Annotated in this window: 19 protein-coding genes; 10 read left to right on the top strand and 9 right to left on the bottom strand. The window is 53.8% G+C overall.

Annotation, left to right across the window (positions count from 1 at the left end):
• Nucleotides 1-37 precede the first annotated feature (37 nt).
• Entirely contained in the window at nt 38-1,498 is a 1,461-nt protein-coding gene (locus BLW37_RS12875; RefSeq protein ID WP_091343490.1) for a protein adenylyltransferase SelO, read from the bottom strand.
• 211 nt (nt 1,499-1,709) lie between these two features.
• Here BLW37_RS12875 and BLW37_RS12870 point away from each other — a divergent pair, with 211 nt between their 5' ends.
• From BLW37_RS12870 to BLW37_RS12860, 3 genes are all read left to right on the top strand, one after another.
• Nucleotides 1,710-2,003 (top strand): high-potential iron-sulfur protein, encoded by a 294-nt coding sequence (locus BLW37_RS12870; protein ID WP_091343756.1) that lies wholly within the window; start codon nt 1,710-1,712, stop codon nt 2,001-2,003.
• Nucleotides 2,004-2,115: 112 nt separating this feature from the next.
• Complete coding sequence (locus BLW37_RS12865; RefSeq protein ID WP_091343489.1) at nt 2,116-3,345, top strand: adenosine deaminase family protein; 1,230 nt, start codon at nt 2,116-2,118, stop codon at nt 3,343-3,345.
• A gap of 11 nt (nt 3,346-3,356) precedes the next feature.
• On the top strand, nt 3,357-5,012 hold the full coding sequence (locus BLW37_RS12860; RefSeq protein ID WP_091343486.1) for an L-lactate permease: 1,656 nt from the start codon (nt 3,357-3,359) through the stop codon (nt 5,010-5,012).
• Here BLW37_RS12860 and BLW37_RS12855 read toward each other — a convergent pair whose 3' ends face one another.
• The 8 genes from BLW37_RS12855 to BLW37_RS12820 form a co-directional block, all read right to left on the bottom strand.
• A complete protein-coding gene (locus tag BLW37_RS12855; RefSeq protein ID WP_091343484.1) occupies nt 5,013-5,519 on the bottom strand; it encodes a DUF6436 domain-containing protein in 507 nt (168 codons plus the stop codon).
• On the bottom strand, nt 5,516-7,006 hold the full coding sequence (locus tag BLW37_RS12850; protein ID WP_091343482.1) for a methyl-accepting chemotaxis protein: 1,491 nt from the start codon (nt 7,004-7,006) through the stop codon (nt 5,516-5,518). The genes BLW37_RS12855 and BLW37_RS12850 overlap by 4 nt, the downstream gene beginning before the upstream one ends.
• Nucleotides 7,007-7,086: 80 nt before the next feature.
• The gene (gene umuC, locus BLW37_RS12845; RefSeq protein WP_091343480.1) at nt 7,087-8,373 is read right to left on the bottom strand and encodes a translesion error-prone DNA polymerase V subunit UmuC; all 1,287 of its coding nucleotides are present in this window, start codon (nt 8,371-8,373) and stop codon (nt 7,087-7,089) included.
• Nucleotides 8,374-8,376: 3 nt separating this feature from the next.
• Nucleotides 8,377-8,835, bottom strand: a complete 459-nt coding sequence (umuD, locus tag BLW37_RS12840; RefSeq protein WP_091343479.1) for a translesion error-prone DNA polymerase V autoproteolytic subunit — start codon at nt 8,833-8,835, stop codon at nt 8,377-8,379.
• A 79-nt stretch (nt 8,836-8,914) separates the two neighbouring features.
• On the bottom strand, nt 8,915-10,141 hold the full coding sequence (gene arsJ, locus BLW37_RS12835) for an organoarsenical effux MFS transporter ArsJ (RefSeq protein WP_091343477.1): 1,227 nt from the start codon (nt 10,139-10,141) through the stop codon (nt 8,915-8,917).
• Nucleotides 10,142-10,145: 4 nt separating this feature from the next.
• On the bottom strand, nt 10,146-11,174 hold the full coding sequence (locus BLW37_RS12830; protein WP_091343476.1) for an ArsJ-associated glyceraldehyde-3-phosphate dehydrogenase: 1,029 nt from the start codon (nt 11,172-11,174) through the stop codon (nt 10,146-10,148).
• Nucleotides 11,175-11,192: 18 nt separating this feature from the next.
• Entirely contained in the window at nt 11,193-11,549 is a 357-nt protein-coding gene (locus tag BLW37_RS12825) for an ArsR/SmtB family transcription factor (protein WP_091343474.1), read from the bottom strand.
• Between the two features lie 10 nt (nt 11,550-11,559).
• Nucleotides 11,560-11,970, bottom strand: coding sequence for an arsenate reductase ArsC (locus tag BLW37_RS12820; RefSeq protein ID WP_091343472.1), 411 nt, complete (start codon nt 11,968-11,970; stop codon nt 11,560-11,562).
• A 164-nt stretch (nt 11,971-12,134) separates the two neighbouring features.
• Between BLW37_RS12820 and BLW37_RS12815 the strand changes: the two genes are divergently transcribed.
• From BLW37_RS12815 to BLW37_RS12785, 7 genes are all read left to right on the top strand, one after another.
• A complete protein-coding gene (locus BLW37_RS12815; RefSeq protein ID WP_091343471.1) occupies nt 12,135-13,763 on the top strand; it encodes a methyl-accepting chemotaxis protein in 1,629 nt (542 codons plus the stop codon).
• 85 nt (nt 13,764-13,848) lie between these two features.
• Nucleotides 13,849-14,883, top strand: a complete 1,035-nt coding sequence (locus BLW37_RS12810; RefSeq protein WP_091343469.1) for a substrate-binding domain-containing protein — start codon at nt 13,849-13,851, stop codon at nt 14,881-14,883.
• A gap of 118 nt (nt 14,884-15,001) precedes the next feature.
• Nucleotides 15,002-16,396, top strand: a complete 1,395-nt coding sequence (gene pstC, locus BLW37_RS12805) for a phosphate ABC transporter permease subunit PstC (protein WP_091343467.1) — start codon at nt 15,002-15,004, stop codon at nt 16,394-16,396.
• Nucleotides 16,397-16,399: 3 nt separating this feature from the next.
• On the top strand, nt 16,400-17,767 hold the full coding sequence (gene pstA, locus BLW37_RS12800) for a phosphate ABC transporter permease PstA (protein WP_091343466.1): 1,368 nt from the start codon (nt 16,400-16,402) through the stop codon (nt 17,765-17,767).
• Between the two features lie 77 nt (nt 17,768-17,844).
• On the top strand, nt 17,845-18,615 hold the full coding sequence (pstB, locus tag BLW37_RS12795) for a phosphate ABC transporter ATP-binding protein PstB (RefSeq protein ID WP_245785740.1): 771 nt from the start codon (nt 17,845-17,847) through the stop codon (nt 18,613-18,615).
• Between the two features lie 23 nt (nt 18,616-18,638).
• Nucleotides 18,639-19,358 carry a phosphate signaling complex protein PhoU gene (gene phoU, locus BLW37_RS12790; RefSeq protein WP_091343462.1) on the top strand — a complete coding sequence of 240 codons (720 nt, stop codon included), beginning with the start codon at nt 18,639-18,641 and terminating at the stop codon, nt 19,356-19,358.
• A 155-nt stretch (nt 19,359-19,513) separates the two neighbouring features.
• Entirely contained in the window at nt 19,514-20,530 is a 1,017-nt protein-coding gene (locus BLW37_RS12785) for a porin (protein ID WP_091343460.1), read from the top strand.
• The last annotated feature ends 95 nt before the right edge of the window (nt 20,531-20,625 follow it).

The raw sequence follows: 20,625 nt of genomic DNA, 5'->3' as shown, positions 1-20,625 counted from the left end.
GCGCGAGCCCTGGCAGGTTTTTTATTGGCTTGTCATCTCAGGTGCCACAAAAAGTCCGGTGCACCACTTCTTCGGGCTTGGGTGGGGCGATTAAATCCGCGTCGCTGGTGCTGGCAAAAGGCGTTTGCCAGGCCTGTTGCAGGCGTTGAAAAAAGCGCAGATCGCCATCGTCTTCTGCTTGCTGAATCGCTTTGGCAATTAAGTGGTTGCGCGGGATCAGCAGCGGATTCACACTGTCCATTCGATCGGCTACTTCAGTATAGCTCAGCGCTTGTTCTGCCAGCCGCGCCAGCCAGCGCTGGTGCCAGGTACTAAAGGCATCTGTGTTGGCAAAGAGATCACTGGCTTTTATATCTGCTCCGGCACGCAGTTCCCCGCTAAGGTAGCGAAACCCCAGCGTGAAATCGACTGTCTGCTGCTCCAGCAACTGCAGATAGTCGTCAATCAGGGTTTTGTCCGAAGCCTCAGTCTGGCTGAGACCGAGTTTGGCGGCCATCTGTTGCAGCCATTGAGCTTCGTACTGCGACTGAAATTGCTGCAACGCTTCGGTCGCCAACGCCACCGCGGTTTTTTCATCATCCGCGATCAGTGGCAGCAGGCATTCGGCCAGCCGGGCCAGGTTCCAGAGCGCTATCGGAGGTTGATTGCTGTAGGCGTAGCGTCCACGGCGGTCAATGGAGCTGAACACCTTATCGGATTGGTACTGATCAATAAAAGCACAGGGGCCATAGTCGATGGTTTCGCCAGAGATGCTGGTATTGTCGGTATTCATCACGCCGTGAATAAAGCCCAGCCGCATCCAGTGGGTAATCAGTCTCGCCTGCTTACTCACCACTTGCCCCAGTAAGGCGAGATAAGGATTCTCCCGCTGTTGGCAGTCCGGGTAGTGCCGGTCAATCACATAATCGGCCAACTGGCGCACATAGTCAGGATTGCCTAAAGCGGCGATGTACTGAAAGGTACCAATGCGGATATGGCTGCTGGCGACTCGGGTCAAAATGGCACCTGGCACAGGCTCGTCGCGGTAAACGTTCTGACCGGTAGTAACGGCCGCTAAGGCCCGGGTGGTAGGCACGCCCAGCACCTGCATGGCTTCGCTGACCAGATACTCCCGAATCACCGGGCCAATGGCGGAGCGACCATCGCCACCACGCGAATAGGGCGTAGGTCCTGCGCCTTTGAGCTGAATATCATAGCGCTTGCCATTGTTGGCAATCACTTCTGCCAGCAACAGCGCCCGGCCATCGCCCAGCTGCGGATTGTATTGGCCAAACTGATGGCCAGCATAGGCCTGCGTCAGTGGCTTGGCCCAATCGGGCACGGCGTTACCGGAAAATTGCAGCAAGCCTTGCTCAGTTTGACCTTGCTGTGCTGGCAGGCCAAGCTCAGTCGCCAGTTGCTGATTAAATGCCAGCCAGCTGGGGTTTGCTACCGGGCTGGCTTGCCAGGGCTGGAAAAAGACACTGGGTAAGCGGGCATAACTGTGATCAACCTGCACAGGAAACTCCGAACGACTTCAGGAGTCTTCATTGTAGAGCGGTCGGGTGGAAGTCACAATGCAGGGTTGGGTTTTAGCAATAAAGCAACTAAGCTCTAGGGAGTCATTGTCTGCCGGGTTTTTGTTGCGCAGCATCAAAACCAGAGTGGACTTTACGCAGTATTATGAAAGAACAATAAAAAATTTGTTTTCACAATGCAGGAGTAACACCATGTCTAAAACCAATGAAAAACGTCGTCAGTTTCTCAAGCTCTCCGCCGGCGGTCTAATCGGAATGACACTAGGCGGTGTCAGTCTGAGGGCCATTGCCGCTGAAAAGGTGAAGTTGGATGATCCGCTGGCGGTGGCGATGCGTTACACCCACGAGTCGGAAGTGGAAGGCCAGTATTGCCACAACTGCAACCTAATCCAGGGGGAGGAAGCCGACTGGCGTCCTTGTGCCATTTTCCCTGGTAAATTAGTGGCCAACGAGGGTTGGTGTGCAGCCTGGGTTGCCATGCAATAAGCTTGGTTCGGTTGCCTAAAATAAGGCCAGTCGCTAATGCGACTGGCCTTTTGCCTTCAGCAGCAGAGCATTTACGGCTACACTAAAGCCATCATTGCCACAGGATGCTGCCATGCCTCGATACTCCACCGACTTTATCCGCGCCATGCCCAAAGCCGATTTACACCTGCATTTAGATGGCAGCTTACGGCTGGATACCTTACTGGCAATGGCAAAGACGCTGAAAGTGCCGCTACCGGCCGATACCGTGGAAGGGTTGCAGGCCCAGGTCTTTAAACCAGCGTATCAAAACCTTGGCGAATACCTGCGCGGCTTTCAATACACCTGTGCTGTGCTCCGCGATGCCAATCATCTGACGCAGGCGGCTTATGAGCTGGCACAGGATAATCTGGCCGAAGGGGTCAATTACATCGAAGTGCGCTTTGCCCCTCAGCTGCTGATGGATTTAAGCCGTGGGCTGGATTTTGATACCGTGATGCGGGCTGTGAACGCCGGCTTGCAGCAAGCCGAGCAGGCATACAACAACTCGGCCGCTGTGCTGGAGCAAGGCAAGCCGCCTTTTCGTTATGGCATTATCAACTGCGCCATGCGGATGTTTGCCGCCAAAGGCTTTTCGCCCTATTACGACCAGCTGTTTCAATTAATGCGCGACTTTGAACCGATGCAGGTCATTAAACTGGCGGCGATGGAGCTGGTGCGGGCCAGTGTGCGGCTGCGCGATGATGAAGGCTTGCCGATTGTCGGGTTGGACTTAGCCGGTCAGGAATCCGGTTATCCGGCCAGTAAATTTAAAGAGGTGTATGAGTTCGCCCATCAGCATTTTTTGCTGAAAACCGTGCATGCCGGTGAAGCCTATGGTGCTGAAAGCGTGTTCGAAGCCATCGCTGAGTGCCATGCTGATCGCATTGGTCACGGCTATTCGTTGTTTTTACCGGAGCGCATTCAGGACCCGGCCATTGTTGATCCTGTGGCCTACAGTCAGCGCCTGGCTTCCTTTATGGCCGATAAACGCATTGCCATTGAGGTCTGTCTGACCAGCAACTTGCAAACCAATCCGGCCATTGCCGATATTCGCCAGCATCCGTTTGGCGAAATGCTCAAGAACCGCATGGCGACGGTGATCTGTACCGACAACCGGCTGGTCTCCAACACCACGCTGAGTGATGAATACAAGCTGGCGCTGGATCACTTTGACATTCCGTTTAAGCGCTTAAAAGATATGGTGGCTTATGGCTTTAAGAAAAACTTCTTTCCCGGCAATTATGTGGAAAAGCGCCAGTACGCCAAACAGTGTCTGCAGTACTTTGACCGGGTAGCCCAGCAGTATGGTTTTATTGACTAGGAGCGGATGACATGACCAGCTTGCAATGGCTGACGGCGCTGATGCCGGTACTCAGTGTCTTTGTATTGCTGGTACTGCTGCGCCTACCTGCCACCCGCGCCATGCCGCTGAGTTTGCTGGTGTCTGCCCTGTTGGCGCTATTGGTCTGGCAGATGCCACTGCGCCAATTGCTGGCCGCCATGCTGGAAGGCAGCGTGATTGCCATCAGCATTTTATGGATCGTCTTTGGCGCTATCTTGCTGCTGAATGTGCTGCGGCACAGCGGCGGTTTGGATGTGATCCGGGCAGGCTTTGCCAAACTCTCTCCGGACAGGCGGGTGCAAACCATCTTAATTGGCTGGCTCTTTGTCAGTTTTTTAGAAGGGGCGGCCGGCTTTGGCACCCCGGCTGCCATTGCAGCCCCGTTGCTGGTGGCGCTTGGCTTCTCGCCGCTGGCAGCAGTGGTGCTGGCGCTGATAGCCGATTCCAGCAGCGTGTCTTTTGGAGCGGTCGGTACCCCGGTGCTGGTAGGCATGGGGCAGGGCATGGCAGCTGCCAGCCCGCAAGCGCTGCAAGCCATTGCTCTGACCGCCATTGGCATTGATGTGCTGGTGGCCTCCTTGCTGCCACTGATCCTCTGTTTGATCCTGACCCGTTTTTTCAGTGAGGATAAAAGCTGGTGGCCTGCCTTGCAACTGGCTCCTTTTGCCATCCTGGGGGGGCTCGCCTTTACGGTACCGGCTTATGCCGTGGCCTGGGCGCTGGGGCCGGAGTTTCCATCCATTTTAGGGGCTTTGGTGGGGCTGGCGCTGATGAGCACTTTAGCGCGCTATCGCATTTTGTTACCTAAACGGGCCTGGTACTTCTCGGCCGAAGACAAAACCCAAAGCGAAGACTTGCAGCGTCAAGCTTTGAGCATGCCGCTGGCGATGCCGCTTTGGCGGGCCTGGTCACCTTATGTACTGGTCGCTGTGCTGCTGGTATTAAGCCGGGTACCGCAGTTGCCTTTACAGGGCTGGCTTAGTGGCTGGGTGTTGCGTTGGCCGGATATTCTGGGCACTAGCATCAGCGCCAGTCTGGCACCTTTGTATTTACCGGGTTCTTTTTTTGTATGGGTGGCTTTGCTGACGCTTTGGCTGCACAAAAGTCCGCTGCATAAAAACCCGCTGGACCAAAGCGTGCAGCGTCAGAGCCCGCTGCGCTGTTTGCAACAAGCCGGCCGTGACAGCCTGGCCCGGCTTGGGCCTGCAACTATTGCGCTGATGGCTTCTGTGCCTATGGTGCGGATCTTCCTGCAATCCGGTGTCAATGAAGCCGGGCTCGCTGCCATGCCGTTTGAACTGGCGCAGGTAGCAGCGCTGCATCTGGCCGATTACTGGCTTTGGGTGGCCCCGTTGGTGGGGGCTTTGGGTTCTTTTTTGGCTGGTTCGGCCACGTTCTCCAACATGATGTTTGCGTCCTTTCAGCAAGCGGTGGCAGCAGAAGCGGCCTTGCCAGAGACGCTGGTACTGGGTTTGCAATTGCTCGGTGCTAATGCCGGCAATATGATCTGTGTGGTCAATGTGGTGGCGGCCGCCAGTGTGGTGAATTTAAGTGGCCGTGAAGGGGATATTATTCGCTACACCCTGGTACCGATGCTGTATTACTGCCTGGCGGCCAGCTTGGTGGCTGTGTTGTTTTGGTACTAATCAACCTGCTTGCAGGCAGCGACAACTGCTACTTTCACCATTGAGCCAACTGCCGGCCAGTTTCAGTTCGCCACGAACTAAGGATTCAATCCAGCCATCGCTATTGCCGCATGCCGCTCCTGCGGAGTAAGGGCCAGCGTACACAAGTGCTCCCTGTTGAAGCAAGATGGCCATCGGTGCCGCTGGCAGCAACAGTCCCTGTTGCCGTAATTGCTTCACACTGACAGTGTATTGAGGAATATTGGCAAATGTTTGCTGCAATTCCTGACGATGCTCCTGGTGTTGCCGGTGACAGCGACAGTCGGGATCTTCCACATGCACCAGCAACCATGCGTTCGAGTTGTCCCCAGGTATAAGGCTTGTTAATTCTGACCCGTGCAATGGGGCTGTCTGCCAGTGCTGGTGCTGATCGAAGGGGCCTACCAGCGAGCGCTGGTCTTGCCATAGCAGCGCTCCGCTTAGCAGCAACCAAATTGCCAGTAACACGCTAGCGCACAGTGGTTTCATGATGTTTGATTACTAAAACGTGCCATTTCCCGGCCTAGTGTTTTAGTGGCTCCTTCCACACCGCTGGCGATGTGGACTACGCGCTGCCCTTGTTGCTGTTGCTCCAATGCCATACTGCTTAGCTGCTGGGCTGATTCGGCAATTTCCTGACTGGCCTGGCCTTGTTGCGTCAGGGTGGTCGACATCACTTCGGCCGATTGCAGTACTCGTTTTACCTGCTCCAGAATGGCATGCAGTTGCGTGCCGCTGTGGCTGGCGCTGTCTTTGGTTTGCTCCAGTTGAGCCAGGCACTGATCCACCGCTTCAACCGACTGTTGGCTGCTTTTTACCATGCGTTCAATCATGCCTTTGATTTCACCCGCGGAGCTGTTAGTGCGTGAGGCCAGCGTTCGTACTTCATCGGCTACCACGGCAAAGCCACGGCCTTGCTCTCCAGCCCTGGCTGCCTCAATTGCAGCGTTTAGTGCCAGTAAATTGGTTTGCTCGGCAATGCCCTGGATCACATCCAGCACGCCTTTAATTTCCTGGGTGGACTCCGCCATACCATGCACTTTCTGACGGGAGGCCGTCAGGTTATCTGCCAGTTGCTGAATGGTTCGAATGGTGGTGTCAATGGATATCTGACCTGAACTGGCGGCTTTGTCGGAGTCGTGAGCCAGCGTTAGTACCTGAGAGGCCAGTTCGGCCAGTTCCTGAATACTGGCCGACATTTGTTCGGTGGCTGAGGCGATGCGCTCCACCTCTTTCATTTTTTGCGTCATGCGATCTGCCAGTGAGCTGCCTTGTTGCAGCAACTCATCCGATTCTTGATCCAATTGTTTTGCTACCTTATCAATGGTGGTAACCGTCTGGTGCATGGTGTTGATCACCTCGACAAAGCGGCGAATAAGCCGTGAATCAACCTTCGGTTCTGGTGTCCTTAGAACAATGTGCCCTTGTTGGTTCAGCATCTGCTGCGAGCTAGTCATAAAAAACTGGCCAATCTGGGCTTCTTTGTAGCTGTAACGGCAAATAATCATTAAGACCACGGCCTCAACGACTACATAAGCGGCATGGATCATCACAATGCTAAAAGTGGCATTGCCTTCCGGTACCAAGTACAGCGGCTGGCCACTGGCCTGTAACCACATAAAGAGCAAGTGATGCACCGCAATAACTGCAGCGGCTACCAGAATCACCAGCCAGTCCCGAAACGCAATCAGAATGGCCAGTAAAACAAATATACCAAAATGAACCTCGGTCATGCCCATGCTTTGCTGGATGTGCAAAGCACAAAACAACATAAAACTGATGCCATAGCTGATACGTGCCAGCGCATGATCGCCCAGACTTTGTTGCAACCAGAAAGGGATTATAACTGCCGGCACGCCAATCAGTAGTGCCAGTGCCCAGGTGTTGTGTAAAAAGGCCAGCAGCAGTGTCAGTAACAATAAACCGCAGTTTATATACAGTGCGATTTGGAAGGCTTGTTGACGAAACTTTGGCATTATTTACTCCGGGTTACCGTTGAAAGAAATAGACGAGCAGCCTGTTGGCTGCCTCATAAGGGTAGCAGATGCTGTGAAACTCAGCATACCTCAGGCAACTGATCCCAGCGTGTGGTGTAGGCCGGGGACAGAAATTGTTGCTGCATCTGCCAGTTGCCATCCCTGCCTTGGCGGGCGATAAATACGCTGCCACGGTGCTTCTGGTTCAGTTGGTCGATGGTAGCCATCAGCCTTTGGCTGCGTTCAGAGGGAGGTGGTGTGAATAAGCTGTTTTGCAAGCCTTGCACCGCACACAGATCGCTCAGCACTACGCCTGCTTTGGCATAGGCCGGGCCATCCCGCCAGATACGATCCAGCAGCTGCATCGCAGCCTGTTGCAACACCCGGCTGTCGTTGCTGGGGCTCTCCAACTCCAGGCTGGCCTGATCGCCGAAAAACCGGGATTTTTGCTCAAAGCGGCTGCTGCGAATAAAAACACTGAGCTGGCGCGCCAGGCTATGCTGGGCTCGTAGCTTTTCGGCGGCGCGACTGATGTACAGCGTGATGGCTTGCTGCATCTCAGCTTTTGCTTTGACTCGCTGACCAAAGCTGCGGCTGCTGATAATTTGCTGCTTGGGCTCTTGCACTTCATCCAAGGTCAGGCAGGCGATGCCATTTAACTCATTGACGGTGCGGGCCAGCACTACCGAGAACTTTTTGCGGATCTGTTGTGGGCAAGCCCGTGCCAGCTGCAGGGCGGTATCAATATTCATGGCCTGCAGTCGTTCGGCCAGCTTGCGGCCAACACCCCAGACTTCTTGCACCGGTGTTCTGGCCAGGATATGCAGTCGTTTGTGCGGTTCGGTCAGGTCTAGCACCCCCTCAAACTGCGGGTATTTCTTGGCGGCGTAATTGGCCAGTTTGGCCAGGGTTTTGCTGGGCGCTATGCCAACACACACCGGCAAGCCAAGCTGTTGATAAATAGTGGACCGGACCTGCTGACCAAAGTCGGTCAGGTTCTGGCAGAAATCCAGGCCAGATAGCTCCAGAAAGGCTTCATCAATGGAGTAAATCTCCACTTTCGGTGCCAGTTGCTCCAGGGTTTGCATCACCCGGTTGGACAGATCGCCATAGAGTGCGTAGTTGGAGGAAAACACCGCCACCTGATGCTGCTTCAGCAGCGCCTTCATCTGATGAAAGGGCGCGCCCATCGGAATGCTCAGTTGCTTGGCCAGCGCGCAGCGGGCGATGATGCAACCATCGTTGTTCGATAGCACCACCAGGGGTTTCTGCTTTAAATCCGGCCGGAACAGCCGCTCACAGGAAGCGTAAAAGTTATTGCAGTCCACCAGCGCAAAGCAGCGCTTTGTAGTGAGGGTGACTGGCATGGCTTAACGCTTCAGTTGATGAATCACGCTGCTGACCACGCCGAATACCTCAAAATCGAGGCTGTCATCCAGCCGGATCGACGGGTATTTCGGGTTGGCAGCCTGCAGCATCGGTTCGGGCTTTAGCAGCAAGCGTTTGACTGTCATATCGCCATTGACACTGGCAATCACAATGTCCTGATGCTGTGCCTGCAGCGCACGATCGACCAGTAAAATATCGCCATCGAAAATAGCAGCGCCCCGCATCGAATCGCCACGGGCGCGAACAAAAAAGGTGGCGGTCGGGTGTTTGATCAGCAGCTCATGCAAATCCAGGCTGCTTTCAAGATAATCCTGTGCTGGTGATGGAAAACCGGCTGCTACCGTGTTTAAAAACATCGGTAAAGCACGGCCAGCATCGGTTGTAGGAGCGCCCAGCCACTCCGGGCGCTGCTCACTGGCAAAAAGAGGGGTTGCTGCCATCCGTACCACCAAAATGACTGTTTAAATATACAGTAATTTTAGCAGTTGGTTGGTGAATAGCAAGCAGTAAACGTCGCTGTTACGGCGACTCGGTGTGCTCTGGTTGTTGTCTGGGCAGTGTCAGCGAAATCAGTACTGTGCTCACCAACAGAGCACTCGACACCCACAGGCAGGCCGCCAGGCCAAAGTGCAGATACAGCCAGCCCGACAGCACAGTACCCAATAAGCGGCCCATGGCATTGGCCATGTAGTAAAAACCGACATCCAGCGAAACGCCATCGCGCCCGGCGTAGCTGACAATTAAATAGCTGTGCAAGGATGAGTTGATGGCAAAGACAGCGCCAAACAGCAGCAAGCCGCCAATCAGCATGGGGCCAACCTGCCAGTTCAGTTCGATACTGAGCGCAATGGCAGCTGGCAGACCGCACAACAGCAACGCCCAAAGCACCGCTTGCCTGCCATCCGGCGTACGGTTTTTGGCTTTACCGGTTAGTCGTGGGGCCTGGCTTTGCACGGCGCCATAGCCAATTACCCACAGCGCTAAAAAGCCACCGACCTGCCAGTGATCCCATTGGAACTGACTGGCCAGAAACAGTGGCAAGGCCACCACAAACCACACATCGCGGGCGGCGAATAAACACAGCCGGGCGGCCGACAATAAATTGATGGCACGGCTTTTCGACAGCATATCGCGGAATTTTGGTTTGTAACTGCTTTTGCCCAGATCGCGTTTTAGCAGCCATAAGCTGCACAACCAGATCAGGCTAAGCATGGCAGCCATGGCAAAGATGGCCCACCAAAAGCCAATCAGCGCCAGCAGCAGGCCACCCAGAAAGAAGCCGACCCCTTTTAACGCATTTTTTGAGCCGGTTAAAATCGCCACCCATTTGTACAGGGTGCTTTGCTCGGCATCGGCCACCAGCAGCTTGATGCTGCTTTTGGCACTCATCTTGTTCAGATCTTTGGCTATGCCCGACAATGCCTGCGCCGCCATCACCCAGGGCACCAGCAGGTACTCGGCAGGTACCAGCAGCATCGACAACGCCAGAATTTGCAGCAAAAGGCCGATGTTCATGGTTTTGTTCAGGCCAATGCGGGCGCCCAGCCAGCCGCCTGCCAGATTGGTGACCACGCCGAAAAACTCGTAAAACAAAAACAGCATGGCAATGCTGAGACCATCATAGCCCAGGCTGTAAAAATACAGCACCACCAGCATGCGCAAAGCGCCATCGGTCAGGGTAAAGGCCCAATAGTTACCGGTGACCACCAAATACTGGCGAATGTGAGGGCTAAGCTGGCTCAGCATGGTATCAGGCTCCGACCTTGCTGTTGGCCTGATCGCTCAGGCCAACCATTTTTGCCAGCTCTACCGTGCGGTTGGCATAGCCCCATTCATTGTCGTACCAGGCGTAGATCTTCACCTGGGTGCCGTTAATCACCATGGTGGATAAGGCATCAATGATGCTGGAGCGCGGATCGGTTTTGTAATCAATGGATACCAAGGGCCGCTCTTCGTAGCCCAGAATATCTTTCAGCTCACCTTCGGCAGCGGTTTTCAGCAACTGGTTTACTTCTTCGGCGCTGGTAGCGCGCTCCACTTCAAACACGCAGTCGGTTAAGGAGGCATTGGTCAGTGGCACCCGCACCGCATGGCCGTTTAAGCGACCTTTTAACTCGGGGAAAATCTCGATAATGGCCGTAGCCGAGCCGGTGGTGGTTGGGATCAGGCTGCTGCCACAGGCGCGGGCGCGGCGCAGATCTTTGTGCGGTGTATCCATAATGCTTTGGGTATTGGTTAAATCATGGATGGTGGTGATGGACCCATGCTTAATGCCCAGCGATTGATGGATCACTTTTACCACCGGAGCCAGGCAGTTGGTGGTGCAGGACGCAGCAGTAACAATACGGTGTGTGGCAGGGTCGAATAACTGATGGTTCACGCCCATCACCACATTCAGCGCTCCGGCTTCTTTTACCGGGGCACTGACTACCACGCGTTTGACGCCCTGATCCAGGTAAGCCTGCAGCGCAGCGACGGTTTTCATCTTGCCGGAGGCTTCAATCACCAGATCGCAATCCGACCAGTCGGTATCGCCGATGGTTTTGTTGCTAGTCACCGCAATCCGCTTGCCATTAATGAGCATGCTGTCGGCATCGGCCGTGGCATTGTGCTGCCAGATGCCATGCACCGAATCGAAGTTCAGCAGGTGGGCATAGGTAGCGGCATCGGCTGCCGGGTCATTAATGCGGACAAATTCAAACTCAGGCCAGTCGAAGGCTGCGCGCAGGGCCAGCCGGCCAATCCGGCCAAAGCCATTGATTCCTACTTTGATGGTCATAATGATTCCTTAAAAAAATTAGCAAGAGGCAATGCAGCATTGGCTGGAGCGCTCGGGGCGATCGCCCATTTGCGCCAGTTGCTGCTGGTTGTGGGTGAGCAAGTTCTGATTGGCACTTAGTGTGTGTTGCAAGATGGTCTGCGCCCAGTCATCCAGCTCCGGGTGCAGCTGGTAAAACACCCACTGGCCCTGGCGGCGGTCGCTCAGAATGCCTAACTGGCGCAGCAAGGCCAGATGCCTTGAAATTTTGGGTTGCGACAAGCCAAGTGCACAAGTCAGTTCGCAGACGCAAAGCTCCTGCTCTTGCACAATCAGCAGTAAAATACGTAGTCGGGTGTCATCAGACAGGGCTTTAAAAAGTGCTAAAGGTTGCATGCTGGTTGGCTCACTTGTCCTGAAACAATAAAAAGTACTTGATGCGCTCGGATAATTCATTCAGCACCACATCAAAAGGTTTCTGGCCTTTTTTCGGTTTCGGATCTTCAAAGTCCCAGCTTAAAATTTCCGTTGCATTCAGCTGATGCACGCATTCCTGCCTGGCTTTGTCACACAGCAGCACCGCATAATCAAAATGGTGATTTGAAAACTCACTCAAGGGCTTGCTGCGTAAGGTGTTGGCTGGAATCTGCCTGGCCTCTAAGGTGCTGAAGACCCGAGGGTCGATTTGACCTGGCTCTGTGCCGGCACTTGCCACCATAAAACGATCACCGGCTTGTTCGCGAAAGTAGGCTTCTGCCAACTGAGAGCGGGCTGAGTTTTCGGTACAAATAAAGATGATGCTTTTGCTGGCAGTCATGGCTGTCTCCATGTATTGGATATGCATCAAATCATATATATGGAATTTCGAATGTCAAATGACAGTTTGATGACAGTGACGCTGTTGGTGATGTTATTGTCATAAAAATGCCATCTGATGACGTTAGGATCGGGTCACCCAGATTGTACATAGTGAGCAAATAGATGGTGTCCAGTTTAAAAATCAGGACACGGATGTTGCTATTGGGAGGGATCCCGCTTGTTTTTATCGTCTTGTTGTTGTTGTCCTCGTTCTGGGTTGCCAGCACTAAAGATCGTTATTTCCACCAGTTGTACGACGAGCATCTGGCCATACTCACCGATGTGATGGGCGCACAGCAACTGCTGCAGCAAAGTGCGCTGGCACCGATTCGCCAGTACCGCACCGGCTGGGCCTCTGCCGAAGCCACCGACCAGCAGGTGCAAAGCTACTTAGCGCAGGCGGAGCAACACTGGCGCGCTTTTAGCGCCATGCGCCCAGAGCTGGCTGAAGATGGCTATGCAGAGCTTGATCATGGTTTCGCGGCTGCCATGGCCAAGTACCGCGAGTGGTTAAGTCCGGCCGGTACCGATGCGCTCTTGGTACGCATTCTGAATGAGTCGACCGTCAACAATGAAATCGAGCAGCACATCAGTGGTTTTGGTGCTGTGGTGGATGCTTTTGTGCAGCAGCAAATCGCTGCTGCGGCACTGGTGCGGGATGATGCCGACTTACTGACAAGACGGCTCAGTCTGGCCTACTTGCTGGGTGGCGCTGTTTTATTGCTGCTGATGAGCCTGTTTATCTGGGTCATCCAAGGCTCCATTCGCAAGCCACTGGATGGACTGAGCCAATTGCTGCGACAGATTGCTGCCAGCTCCGATCTGCGCCTGCGGGCCCCTGAGCAGGGACAGGATGAGATAAGCACTGCAGCCAAAGCACTCAATACCATGCTCAGCCATATGCAGCAGCTGATCCAGGATTTATCACAGGGCTCCAATCAGCTCAATGCCCAGGCGCTTCAGGTGCAACACAGCAGCAGCGATATTCGCACAGGTACTCAAACTCAGGCCAGTCAGGCCGACTTGTTGGCTACTGCAGTCGAGCAAATGAGCATGGCAATCCGGCAGGTCGCTGAACTGGCGCGAAGTGGTGCTGATAAAGCTACGGAAGCCGGAGCGCTCAGCGATACCGGTCAGCAGGTGGTGCAACACAGCATGCAGACTATTCAGCAACTGGCTAGCCAGGTTAACTTGGGATCGGAGGTGGTGCTGAAACTGCAGCAAGACTCCAATGAAATTTCCAAAGTGCTGGATGTCATTCGAAAAATTTCCGAGCAAACCAACTTATTGGCACTGAATGCTGCCATTGAGGCGGCGCGGGCTGGCGAAGCCGGGCGCGGCTTTTCGGTGGTAGCCGATGAAGTTAGGACGCTCTCTGCCAATACCCATCAGGCCACTGAGTCTATACGCAGCATGATTGAACAGTTGCAGCAGCAAGCCAGTTCTGCCGCTCAGGCCATGGCGACTGCCAGGCAGCAAACGGACCTTAGCGTGAGCCTGGCAGAGCGCAGTGAGCAGCACTTTGACGACATTCGTCAGGCCATTGCCGGCATGATGGCGGTGACGCAGCAGATATTTACCGCCACCGACGAGCAGCAGCAAGTGGCTATCAGTACGGCGGAAAACATTCACCAACTGAACCATGAAATTGCTCAGCTCTCTACCGCTGCGAGCGATGCGGCCATGGCCAGTAGTGAGCTGAATCAGCAAGCTGAGCAGCTAGCAGCTGGTTGGCAACAATTTAAAGCGTAAAAATTTATTTTGTCATATTCCTGACATAAAAGCGCTGCAGACTAAGCGCGTTGATAACCACTTACATACCGACGAGGACAACATTATGAAACTGAACCAACTGACCAAGGTAGCTCTGACCGCTGCTGCTCTGACTTTAGCTTTTAGTGCCCAGGCTGCTCGTGACACCATTCAGGTGGCAGGCTCATCCACTGTATTGCCATTTTCTTCCATTGCTGCGGAAGAGTTCGGCAACAACTTCGCACAGTTTCGTACCCCTGTGGTTGGCTCTGGCGGCTCAGGCGGTGGTCTGCGCCAGTTCTGTCAGGGTGTGGGTGCCAACACCATCGACGTAGCAAACTCATCACGTCCAATCCGCCCGAATGAGTTGGCCAACTGCCATCAAAACGGCGTCAATCAAGTGATTGAAGTGAAAATCGGTTACGACGGTATCGTTTTTGCCTCGCGCATTGATGCTGGTGACTTTCATTTGAAACCTGAGCATGTATTCCTGGCGCAAGCGGCGCAAGTGCCACAAAACGGCCGTATGGTTGCCAACCCATACACCCGCTGGAACCAGATTGACAGCTCGTTGCCAAATCAGGAAATCATTCTGGCCATCCCGGGCTCTAACCACGGTACCCGTGAAGTGTACGAAGAGAACGTGATTCTGGCTGGTTGCAATACCTTCACTGAAGTGCAGGCGATGGAGCGCTCAGAGCGCAACAACTTCTGTCTGGCGATGCGTACCGATGGTCGTATCATCGAAATCGCTGGTGACTACACCGAAACGCTGGCCCGTTTGCAAGCACAGCGTGATGCTATCGGTGTGTTTGGTCTGAGCTTCTACGAGTCTAACCGTGACCGCATCAAGGTCGCAACGGTATCTGGCGTAGTACCTACCATCGACAACATCATCGCTGGTACCTACCCGGTATCGCGCCCACTGTTCTTCTACGTAAAAGGCGAGCACATCGGCGTGATCCCAGGTTTGCAGGAATTTGCTGAGTTCTTCGTGTCTGAAGGCAACGCTGGTTTTGGTAGCCCGCTGGAAGAAGCCGGTCTGATCCCACTGGCGGACAATGAGCGTGCCGAAGTGGTGCAAACCATCCGCAGCCGTACTGCCTTGAAAGCACAATAAGAGCGTTTATTTAGATAGCCACAAAGCCACCTCTTGCAGGTGGCTTTGTCATATTTCTGTCATCTTCATCTTTTACACTGCCTGCAGCTGAAATTTGTCGCTGTAACATGGAGCTCGCATGAGTAATCTCACCCTGATGATGGCGCTGTTGGCCTTAATGGCCATCGCCTATCAGCTAGGTCTGGTACGAACCCGACAGGTTGCCGGACAACACCCTACCCAGAGAATGCATTCCAGGCCGCACCATTACGGCGTGATGGTGGGGCTTTGGGCAGTTTTACCGGCCTTTTTTGTCTTTTTGTTGTGGAGTTGGGGCTCGCCCTGGGCCATTCAGCAGTTGCTGACGGCGCAATTACCGGACGCCATCACGCAGGATCCGCAAGAGTTGCGGGTAGCGCTGCGTCGCATCGGCAATCTGGCCGCTAACTTTGGCGTGGTCAGTGAAGCGGCCGACTGGGAATTACAGGCGGCAGCCTTTTTACGCGATACCCGTCAGCTCAGCAATGGTCTGATGCTGGCGCTGATGGCGGCGGTGGCGTCGGCCGGTATGTTGTACAGCTACCGGACCATTACGCCACTACACCGGGCGCGCAACCAGATTGAAAAAGTGGTCAAAACCGCTCTGGTGCTGTGTTCCACCGTGGCCATTTTGACCACCATCGGTATTGTGCTGTCAATGGTCGGTGAGTCGCTGCGCTTCTTCTCTTTTGTTAGCCCGATGGACTTTTTCTTTGGCACCACCTGGAACCCGCGTTTTTCTACTTCGGGGGTAGGGGAAGGCTCCTTAACCGGTGATCAGGGTAGTTTTGGCATGCTGCCCCTGCTGGCTGGTACCTTTATGATTGCCTGCATTGCCATGCTGGTGGCGATTCCGCTGGGGCTGTTGGCGGCGATTTACCTAGCGGAGTATGCATCACCCAAGCTCCGTGCCACCGCCAAGCCGATTATCGAAGTGCTGGCCGGCATTCCGACCATCGTGTATGGCTTCTTTGCACTGGTTACGGTCGGGCCATTTTTATCTGAGATGGGCGAGACACTGGGGCTGGATATCCGCGCCACTTCAGCACTGACCGCTGGGGTAGTGATGGGCATTATGATTATCCCATTTATCTCGTCGCTGTCGGATGACATCATCACCCAGGTACCGAAATCTTTGCGCGATGGCTCCCTGGGTCTTGGCGCGACCAAATCGGAAACCATCCGCAAGGTGGTATTGCCGGCGGCCTTGCCGGGCATTGTCGGTGCCATTTTGCTGGCAGCCAGCCGGGCCATTGGCGAGACCATGATCGTGGTGTTGGCGGCAGGCAATAGTCCTTCATTAACGGCTAATCCGTTTGAGGCGGTCTCCACCATGACCGTGACCATTGTTAACCAGTTAACCGGCGATAACGATTTCTCCAGCCCGCAGTCGCTGGTGGCCTTTGCGCTGGGTTTAACCTTGTTCGTGATCACCCTGCTGCTGAATGTGGTAGCCCTGGTGATTGTCCGTAAATACCGTGAACAGTACGAGTAAGCCATGACGACTTTGACTGAAAAGGCTCCGGCACAGCCAGCAAAAAGTGCTGTGCAGCAAAAAGTAGCGGCTTCGCTGGCCCGCCGGCACCGGCAGGAAACCCTGTTCCGCTTTACCGGGTTAACGGCTGTGATGATCAGCCTGGCATTGGTAGCGCTACTATTTATCAATATTTTTTCCAAAGGCTTACCGGCATTTTGGCAGGCCAGCATCACGCTGGACATTCATTTTGATCCGGCCATTTTGCAAATCAGCGACAAGCCAGTGCAGCAGCGTGGCGAGAGCGACAATGCTTTCCGTGAGCGCGATCTGGCCTGGCGCAGTGAAGTGGGCATGATCAACTTCAACCGCATTATTTCCGATGCCTTGATGCAAGTGCTGCCGGATGCCGACCAGCACCGCCGGCAGGTACTCCGTATGGTGACTTCCGGCGAGCGTTTTGCCCTGCGGGATATGGTGATTGACGATCCGTCCATCATCGGCCAGACCCGGCGGCTGAATCTATTAACCGATGCCAACGTCGATGTTTGGTTAAAAGGCAACATCGATCGCAGTTTGCCGGATCATCAGCAGCAGCTGTCACCTATTGTCCGGCAGTGGGCTGATGAGCTCTATGCCTCGGGTGTGATTCAAAACCGTTTCAGCTTTGCCCTTTTTATGAACCCGGACTCGCGCAGCTCACTGGCCTCAGCTGGCTTGGCTGGTGCCTTTATGGGCTCGCTTTTTATGATGCTGATTGTGATGCTGCTGGCCGTTCCAATGGGTGTGGCCGCAGCCATCTACCTGGAAGAGTTTGCCCCACGTAACAAAATCACCGATTTGGTGGAGGTGAACATCAACAACCTGGCGGCGGTGCCTTCCATCGTTTTTGGTTTGCTGGGGGCTTCGGTCTTTATCGGCTGGTTTAATTTGCCAATGTCAGCACCTGTGGTGGGTGGTTTGGTGCTGTCGCTGATGACATTGCCGACGGTGATTATTGCCACCCGCTCAACGCTAAAAGCCATTCCGCCTTCGATCCGCCAGGCAGCGCTTGGCCTGGGTGCGTCCAAGATGCAGACCATTTTCCATCATGTGCTGCCGCTGGCCATTCCTGGCATTCTAACAGCATCCATCCTTGGGGTTGCCCAGGCTCTGGGAGAAGCGGCACCGCTGCTGCTGATTGGCATGAAGTCCTTCGTGGCCAGTGTGCCGGCTACTCCTTTTGAGCAGTCAACCGCCTTGCCGGTACAGATTTTCCTCTGGCAGGGCAACGAGTTGCGTAACTTTTTTGAAGCCCGTACTTCAGCCGCCATTATCGTGCTGCTGACCATGATGATCAGTTTGAATGGCCTGGCCATCTGGCTGCGGAAAAAATTTGAACGGCGGTGGTAACTATGACACGCGATATAACAGATCAACGCAATGCAAGCGTACTTACAGAACAACCGAACTTAACAGCAGGCCTGGCGATGAATGCACAAACTGAATTGAAGATGAAAGCCCGCGATGTCAAAGTCTTTTATGGCGCGAGCGAAGCCATCAAAGGCATCGACATGGATGTTGCGAAAAACGAGGTATTGGCCTTTATCGGCCCATCCGGCTGCGGCAAGTCGACCTTTTTGCGCTGCCTGAACCGGATGAACGACACCATCGACAGCTGCCGGGTGACCGGCCTGATTGAACTGGATGGCCAGAACATGTACGACCCACGACTGGACGTGGTGCAGCTGCGTGCTCAGGTTGGCATGGTGTTTCAAAAGCCAAACCCTTTTCCAAAATCGATTTACGACAACATCGCCTATGGACCGAAATTGCATGGTCTGGCGAGCAAAAAATCGGATCTGGATGACATCGTCGAGTCCAGCCTGCGTAAAGCCGGCCTGTGGAACGAAGTAAAAGACCGATTAGCGCAGCCGGGTACCGGTTTGTCCGGGGGGCAGCAACAGCGCCTGTGCATTGCCCGTACTATAGCGGTTAGCCCCGAGGTGATTTTGATGGATGAGCCCTGCTCTGCACTGGATCCAATCGCCACTTCGATTATTGAAGAGCTGATTGATGAGCTGAAAACCAACTTCACCATCGTGATGGTCACGCACAACATGCAGCAGGCGGCCCGGGTCTCGGATCGCACCGCCTTTTTCCATCTGGGGGAGCTGGTGGAAGTAGGGCCGACCAACGAGGTCTTTACCAACCCGCAAAACAAGCGAACCGAAGACTACATTACCGGCCGTTACGGCTAAACAGGCGGGATCAGAGGACATTGATGATGAATAAAATTACCGGACATTACTCCCAGTCGTACGACGATGAATTAAACGAAGCGGTCGACCGCTTGCTTACTATGGGCGCCTTGGTTGAGCAACAGCTCCGTGATGCCATCAAAGCTTTTATTAAAGGCGACCGTGACTTGGCACTGGAAGTGATTCAGACTGATCGTACTGTCAATACCCACGAAATTGGTATTGAAGAACATTGCCTGGAAATCATTGCCCGTCGTCAGCCGGCGGCCCGTGATTTGCGTTTAATCGTTGGCGTGCTCAAAAGCATCAACGATGTTGAGCGGATTGGTGATCAGGCCGAGCACATCGCCAAACAGCTGCTGGATGAAGAATGCCAGCGCCCGACTGAAGCACAGCTCGAAGACATTGAAATGATGGGGGATAAGGTACTGCACATGTTGCAGCAATCGCTATCAGCATTTAAAGAAATGGATGCTGCGCTGGCCTTGGCGATACTGAAACAAGATAAGCTGGTCGATCACGACTATGGCCGTATTTTACGTCATAACCTCACCTACATGCTGGAAGATACGCGCCAAATTACCCGTGGCCTGCATCTGATCTGGGTGGCTAGGGCGCTGGAGCGGATTGGTGATCATGCGCAGAATATTTGCGAATTCAGCATCTTTATTGCTAAAGGGCAGAACGTCAGCCATCTGACCGAAGAAGAAGTAGAAGCTGTGGTCGATAAAGGCCGTAAATAACGGGGCTGCTTTGAATTCTTCCTGCAATAAAAGGGCCTTCGGGCCCTTTTGTCATCAAACTGTCATTGAAAAGACATTTTAGTGTCATCTCCTGCTTTGATAATAACGCCAGCAAACACAAGTCGACATCCATAATAAGGTCTGGAGAGTTCCGAATGAAAACCATCAAAACATCTTTACTTGCCGCTGCTGTTGTCTCTGCATGTGCAGTGCCAGCGTTGGCAAATGACATCAATGTAAAAGTATCAGGTCGTGCCCATCTGTCGGTAGATCACCTGAACGATGGCGTGGACAGTGGTTTGAATCTGTCCAGCAACTCCAGTCGTCTGCGTTTTGCTGCCAGCACTGAAGTGGCAGAAGGCTTAACTGCAGTCATGCAACTGGAACAAAACATTCGTTACGACCAAAGCGGTGGCAGCTTTGCGACCCGCGATTCATTCCTTGGCTTGCGTGGTGACTTTGGTTTGGTGCGGATGGGTTTCTTCGATACGCCATTAAAAGCCATTCGCAGCCGCACCGATATGTTTGGTGATCGTGTTGGTGATGCCCGTAACATCACCAGTGGCCCTGGCATGAGCTTTGATAACCGGTACCGCAACGGTATTCACTACCGCAGCCCGGCGATGAATGGTTTTACTTTTGATTTTCAGTACACGCCGCACAATGCAGAGAATGCTACTGTCGATAACGACCGTGAGTCATACAGCACCTCATTCACTTACAATGCCAATGGCCTGTACGCTGCCATTGCCTATGAAACCTATGAAAATGCCGCTGGTGATGATCCAAATGCCTTGCGTCTGGGTGTCAGCTACGATGTGAGCAAGCAATTGAAAGTTGCCGCTTTGTACCAAAATGCCAGCAACCTGGTGGGTGGTGACCGCACTGTGTGGGGCATCGGTGCCAGCTACAAAATCGAAGATTACACCCTGCGTGGTCAGTTCTATCAGGCCGGTAAAAACGACCTGACGGACTCTGGTGCCAGCATGTTGGCCATTGGTGTAGATCGCAACTTTGGTCGCGCTCTGACCATGTATGCGGTCTATGGCCTGACTTCAAACGACGATGCTGCAGCTTTCACTATCGCCAGTGGTGGCCGTGATACCCGTTTACCAGCTCTGGCTGGTGAGAACAGCTCAGGTTTTTCCCTGGGCCTGATTTACAACTTCTAATCCTGCTGTTTCCTGTTACCCTGGATTTAGCCCTCCTTACCGGAGGGCTTTTTTTATGCAGCTGCATTTATGTTGCTGGAAATGTATATTTTTTG

It is taken from the genome of Alkalimonas amylolytica, from assembly GCF_900107845.1.
Classification (GTDB): domain Bacteria; phylum Pseudomonadota; class Gammaproteobacteria; order Enterobacterales; family Alteromonadaceae; genus Alkalimonas; species Alkalimonas amylolytica.
The sequence above is the reverse complement of the archived record's forward strand: the minus strand, read 5'-3'. Positions and strand labels throughout refer to the sequence as shown.

Bases quoted from the DNA above. Each gene is read 5' to 3' on its own strand.
- arsJ (WP_091343477.1), bottom strand. From the start codon at position 10,141: ATGCTGAGCCAGCTTAGCCCTCACATTCGCCAGTATTTGGTGGTCACC.
- pstB (WP_245785740.1), top strand. From the start codon at position 17,845: ATGAATGCACAAACTGAATTGAAGATGAAAGCCCGCGATGTCAAAGTC.
- BLW37_RS12865 (WP_091343489.1), top strand. From the start codon at position 2,116: ATGCCTCGATACTCCACCGACTTTATCCGCGCCATGCCCAAAGCCGAT.
- BLW37_RS12870 (WP_091343756.1), top strand. From the start codon at position 1,710: ATGTCTAAAACCAATGAAAAACGTCGTCAGTTTCTCAAGCTCTCCGCC.
- umuD (WP_091343479.1), bottom strand. From the start codon at position 8,835: ATGGCAGCAACCCCTCTTTTTGCCAGTGAGCAGCGCCCGGAGTGGCTG.
- BLW37_RS12850 (WP_091343482.1), bottom strand. From the start codon at position 7,006: ATGCCAAAGTTTCGTCAACAAGCCTTCCAAATCGCACTGTATATAAAC.
- BLW37_RS12830 (WP_091343476.1), bottom strand. From the start codon at position 11,174: ATGACCATCAAAGTAGGAATCAATGGCTTTGGCCGGATTGGCCGGCTG.
- phoU (WP_091343462.1), top strand. From the start codon at position 18,639: ATGATGAATAAAATTACCGGACATTACTCCCAGTCGTACGACGATGAA.
- BLW37_RS12860 (WP_091343486.1), top strand. From the start codon at position 3,357: ATGACCAGCTTGCAATGGCTGACGGCGCTGATGCCGGTACTCAGTGTC.
- umuC (WP_091343480.1), bottom strand. From the start codon at position 8,373: ATGCCAGTCACCCTCACTACAAAGCGCTGCTTTGCGCTGGTGGACTGC.
- BLW37_RS12815 (WP_091343471.1), top strand. From the start codon at position 12,135: ATGGTGTCCAGTTTAAAAATCAGGACACGGATGTTGCTATTGGGAGGG.
- BLW37_RS12810 (WP_091343469.1), top strand. From the start codon at position 13,849: ATGAAACTGAACCAACTGACCAAGGTAGCTCTGACCGCTGCTGCTCTG.
- BLW37_RS12825 (WP_091343474.1), bottom strand. From the start codon at position 11,549: ATGCAACCTTTAGCACTTTTTAAAGCCCTGTCTGATGACACCCGACTA.
- BLW37_RS12820 (WP_091343472.1), bottom strand. From the start codon at position 11,970: ATGACTGCCAGCAAAAGCATCATCTTTATTTGTACCGAAAACTCAGCC.
- BLW37_RS12785 (WP_091343460.1), top strand. From the start codon at position 19,514: ATGAAAACCATCAAAACATCTTTACTTGCCGCTGCTGTTGTCTCTGCA.
- BLW37_RS12855 (WP_091343484.1), bottom strand. From the start codon at position 5,519: ATGAAACCACTGTGCGCTAGCGTGTTACTGGCAATTTGGTTGCTGCTA.
- pstC (WP_091343467.1), top strand. From the start codon at position 15,002: ATGAGTAATCTCACCCTGATGATGGCGCTGTTGGCCTTAATGGCCATC.
- pstA (WP_091343466.1), top strand. From the start codon at position 16,400: ATGACGACTTTGACTGAAAAGGCTCCGGCACAGCCAGCAAAAAGTGCT.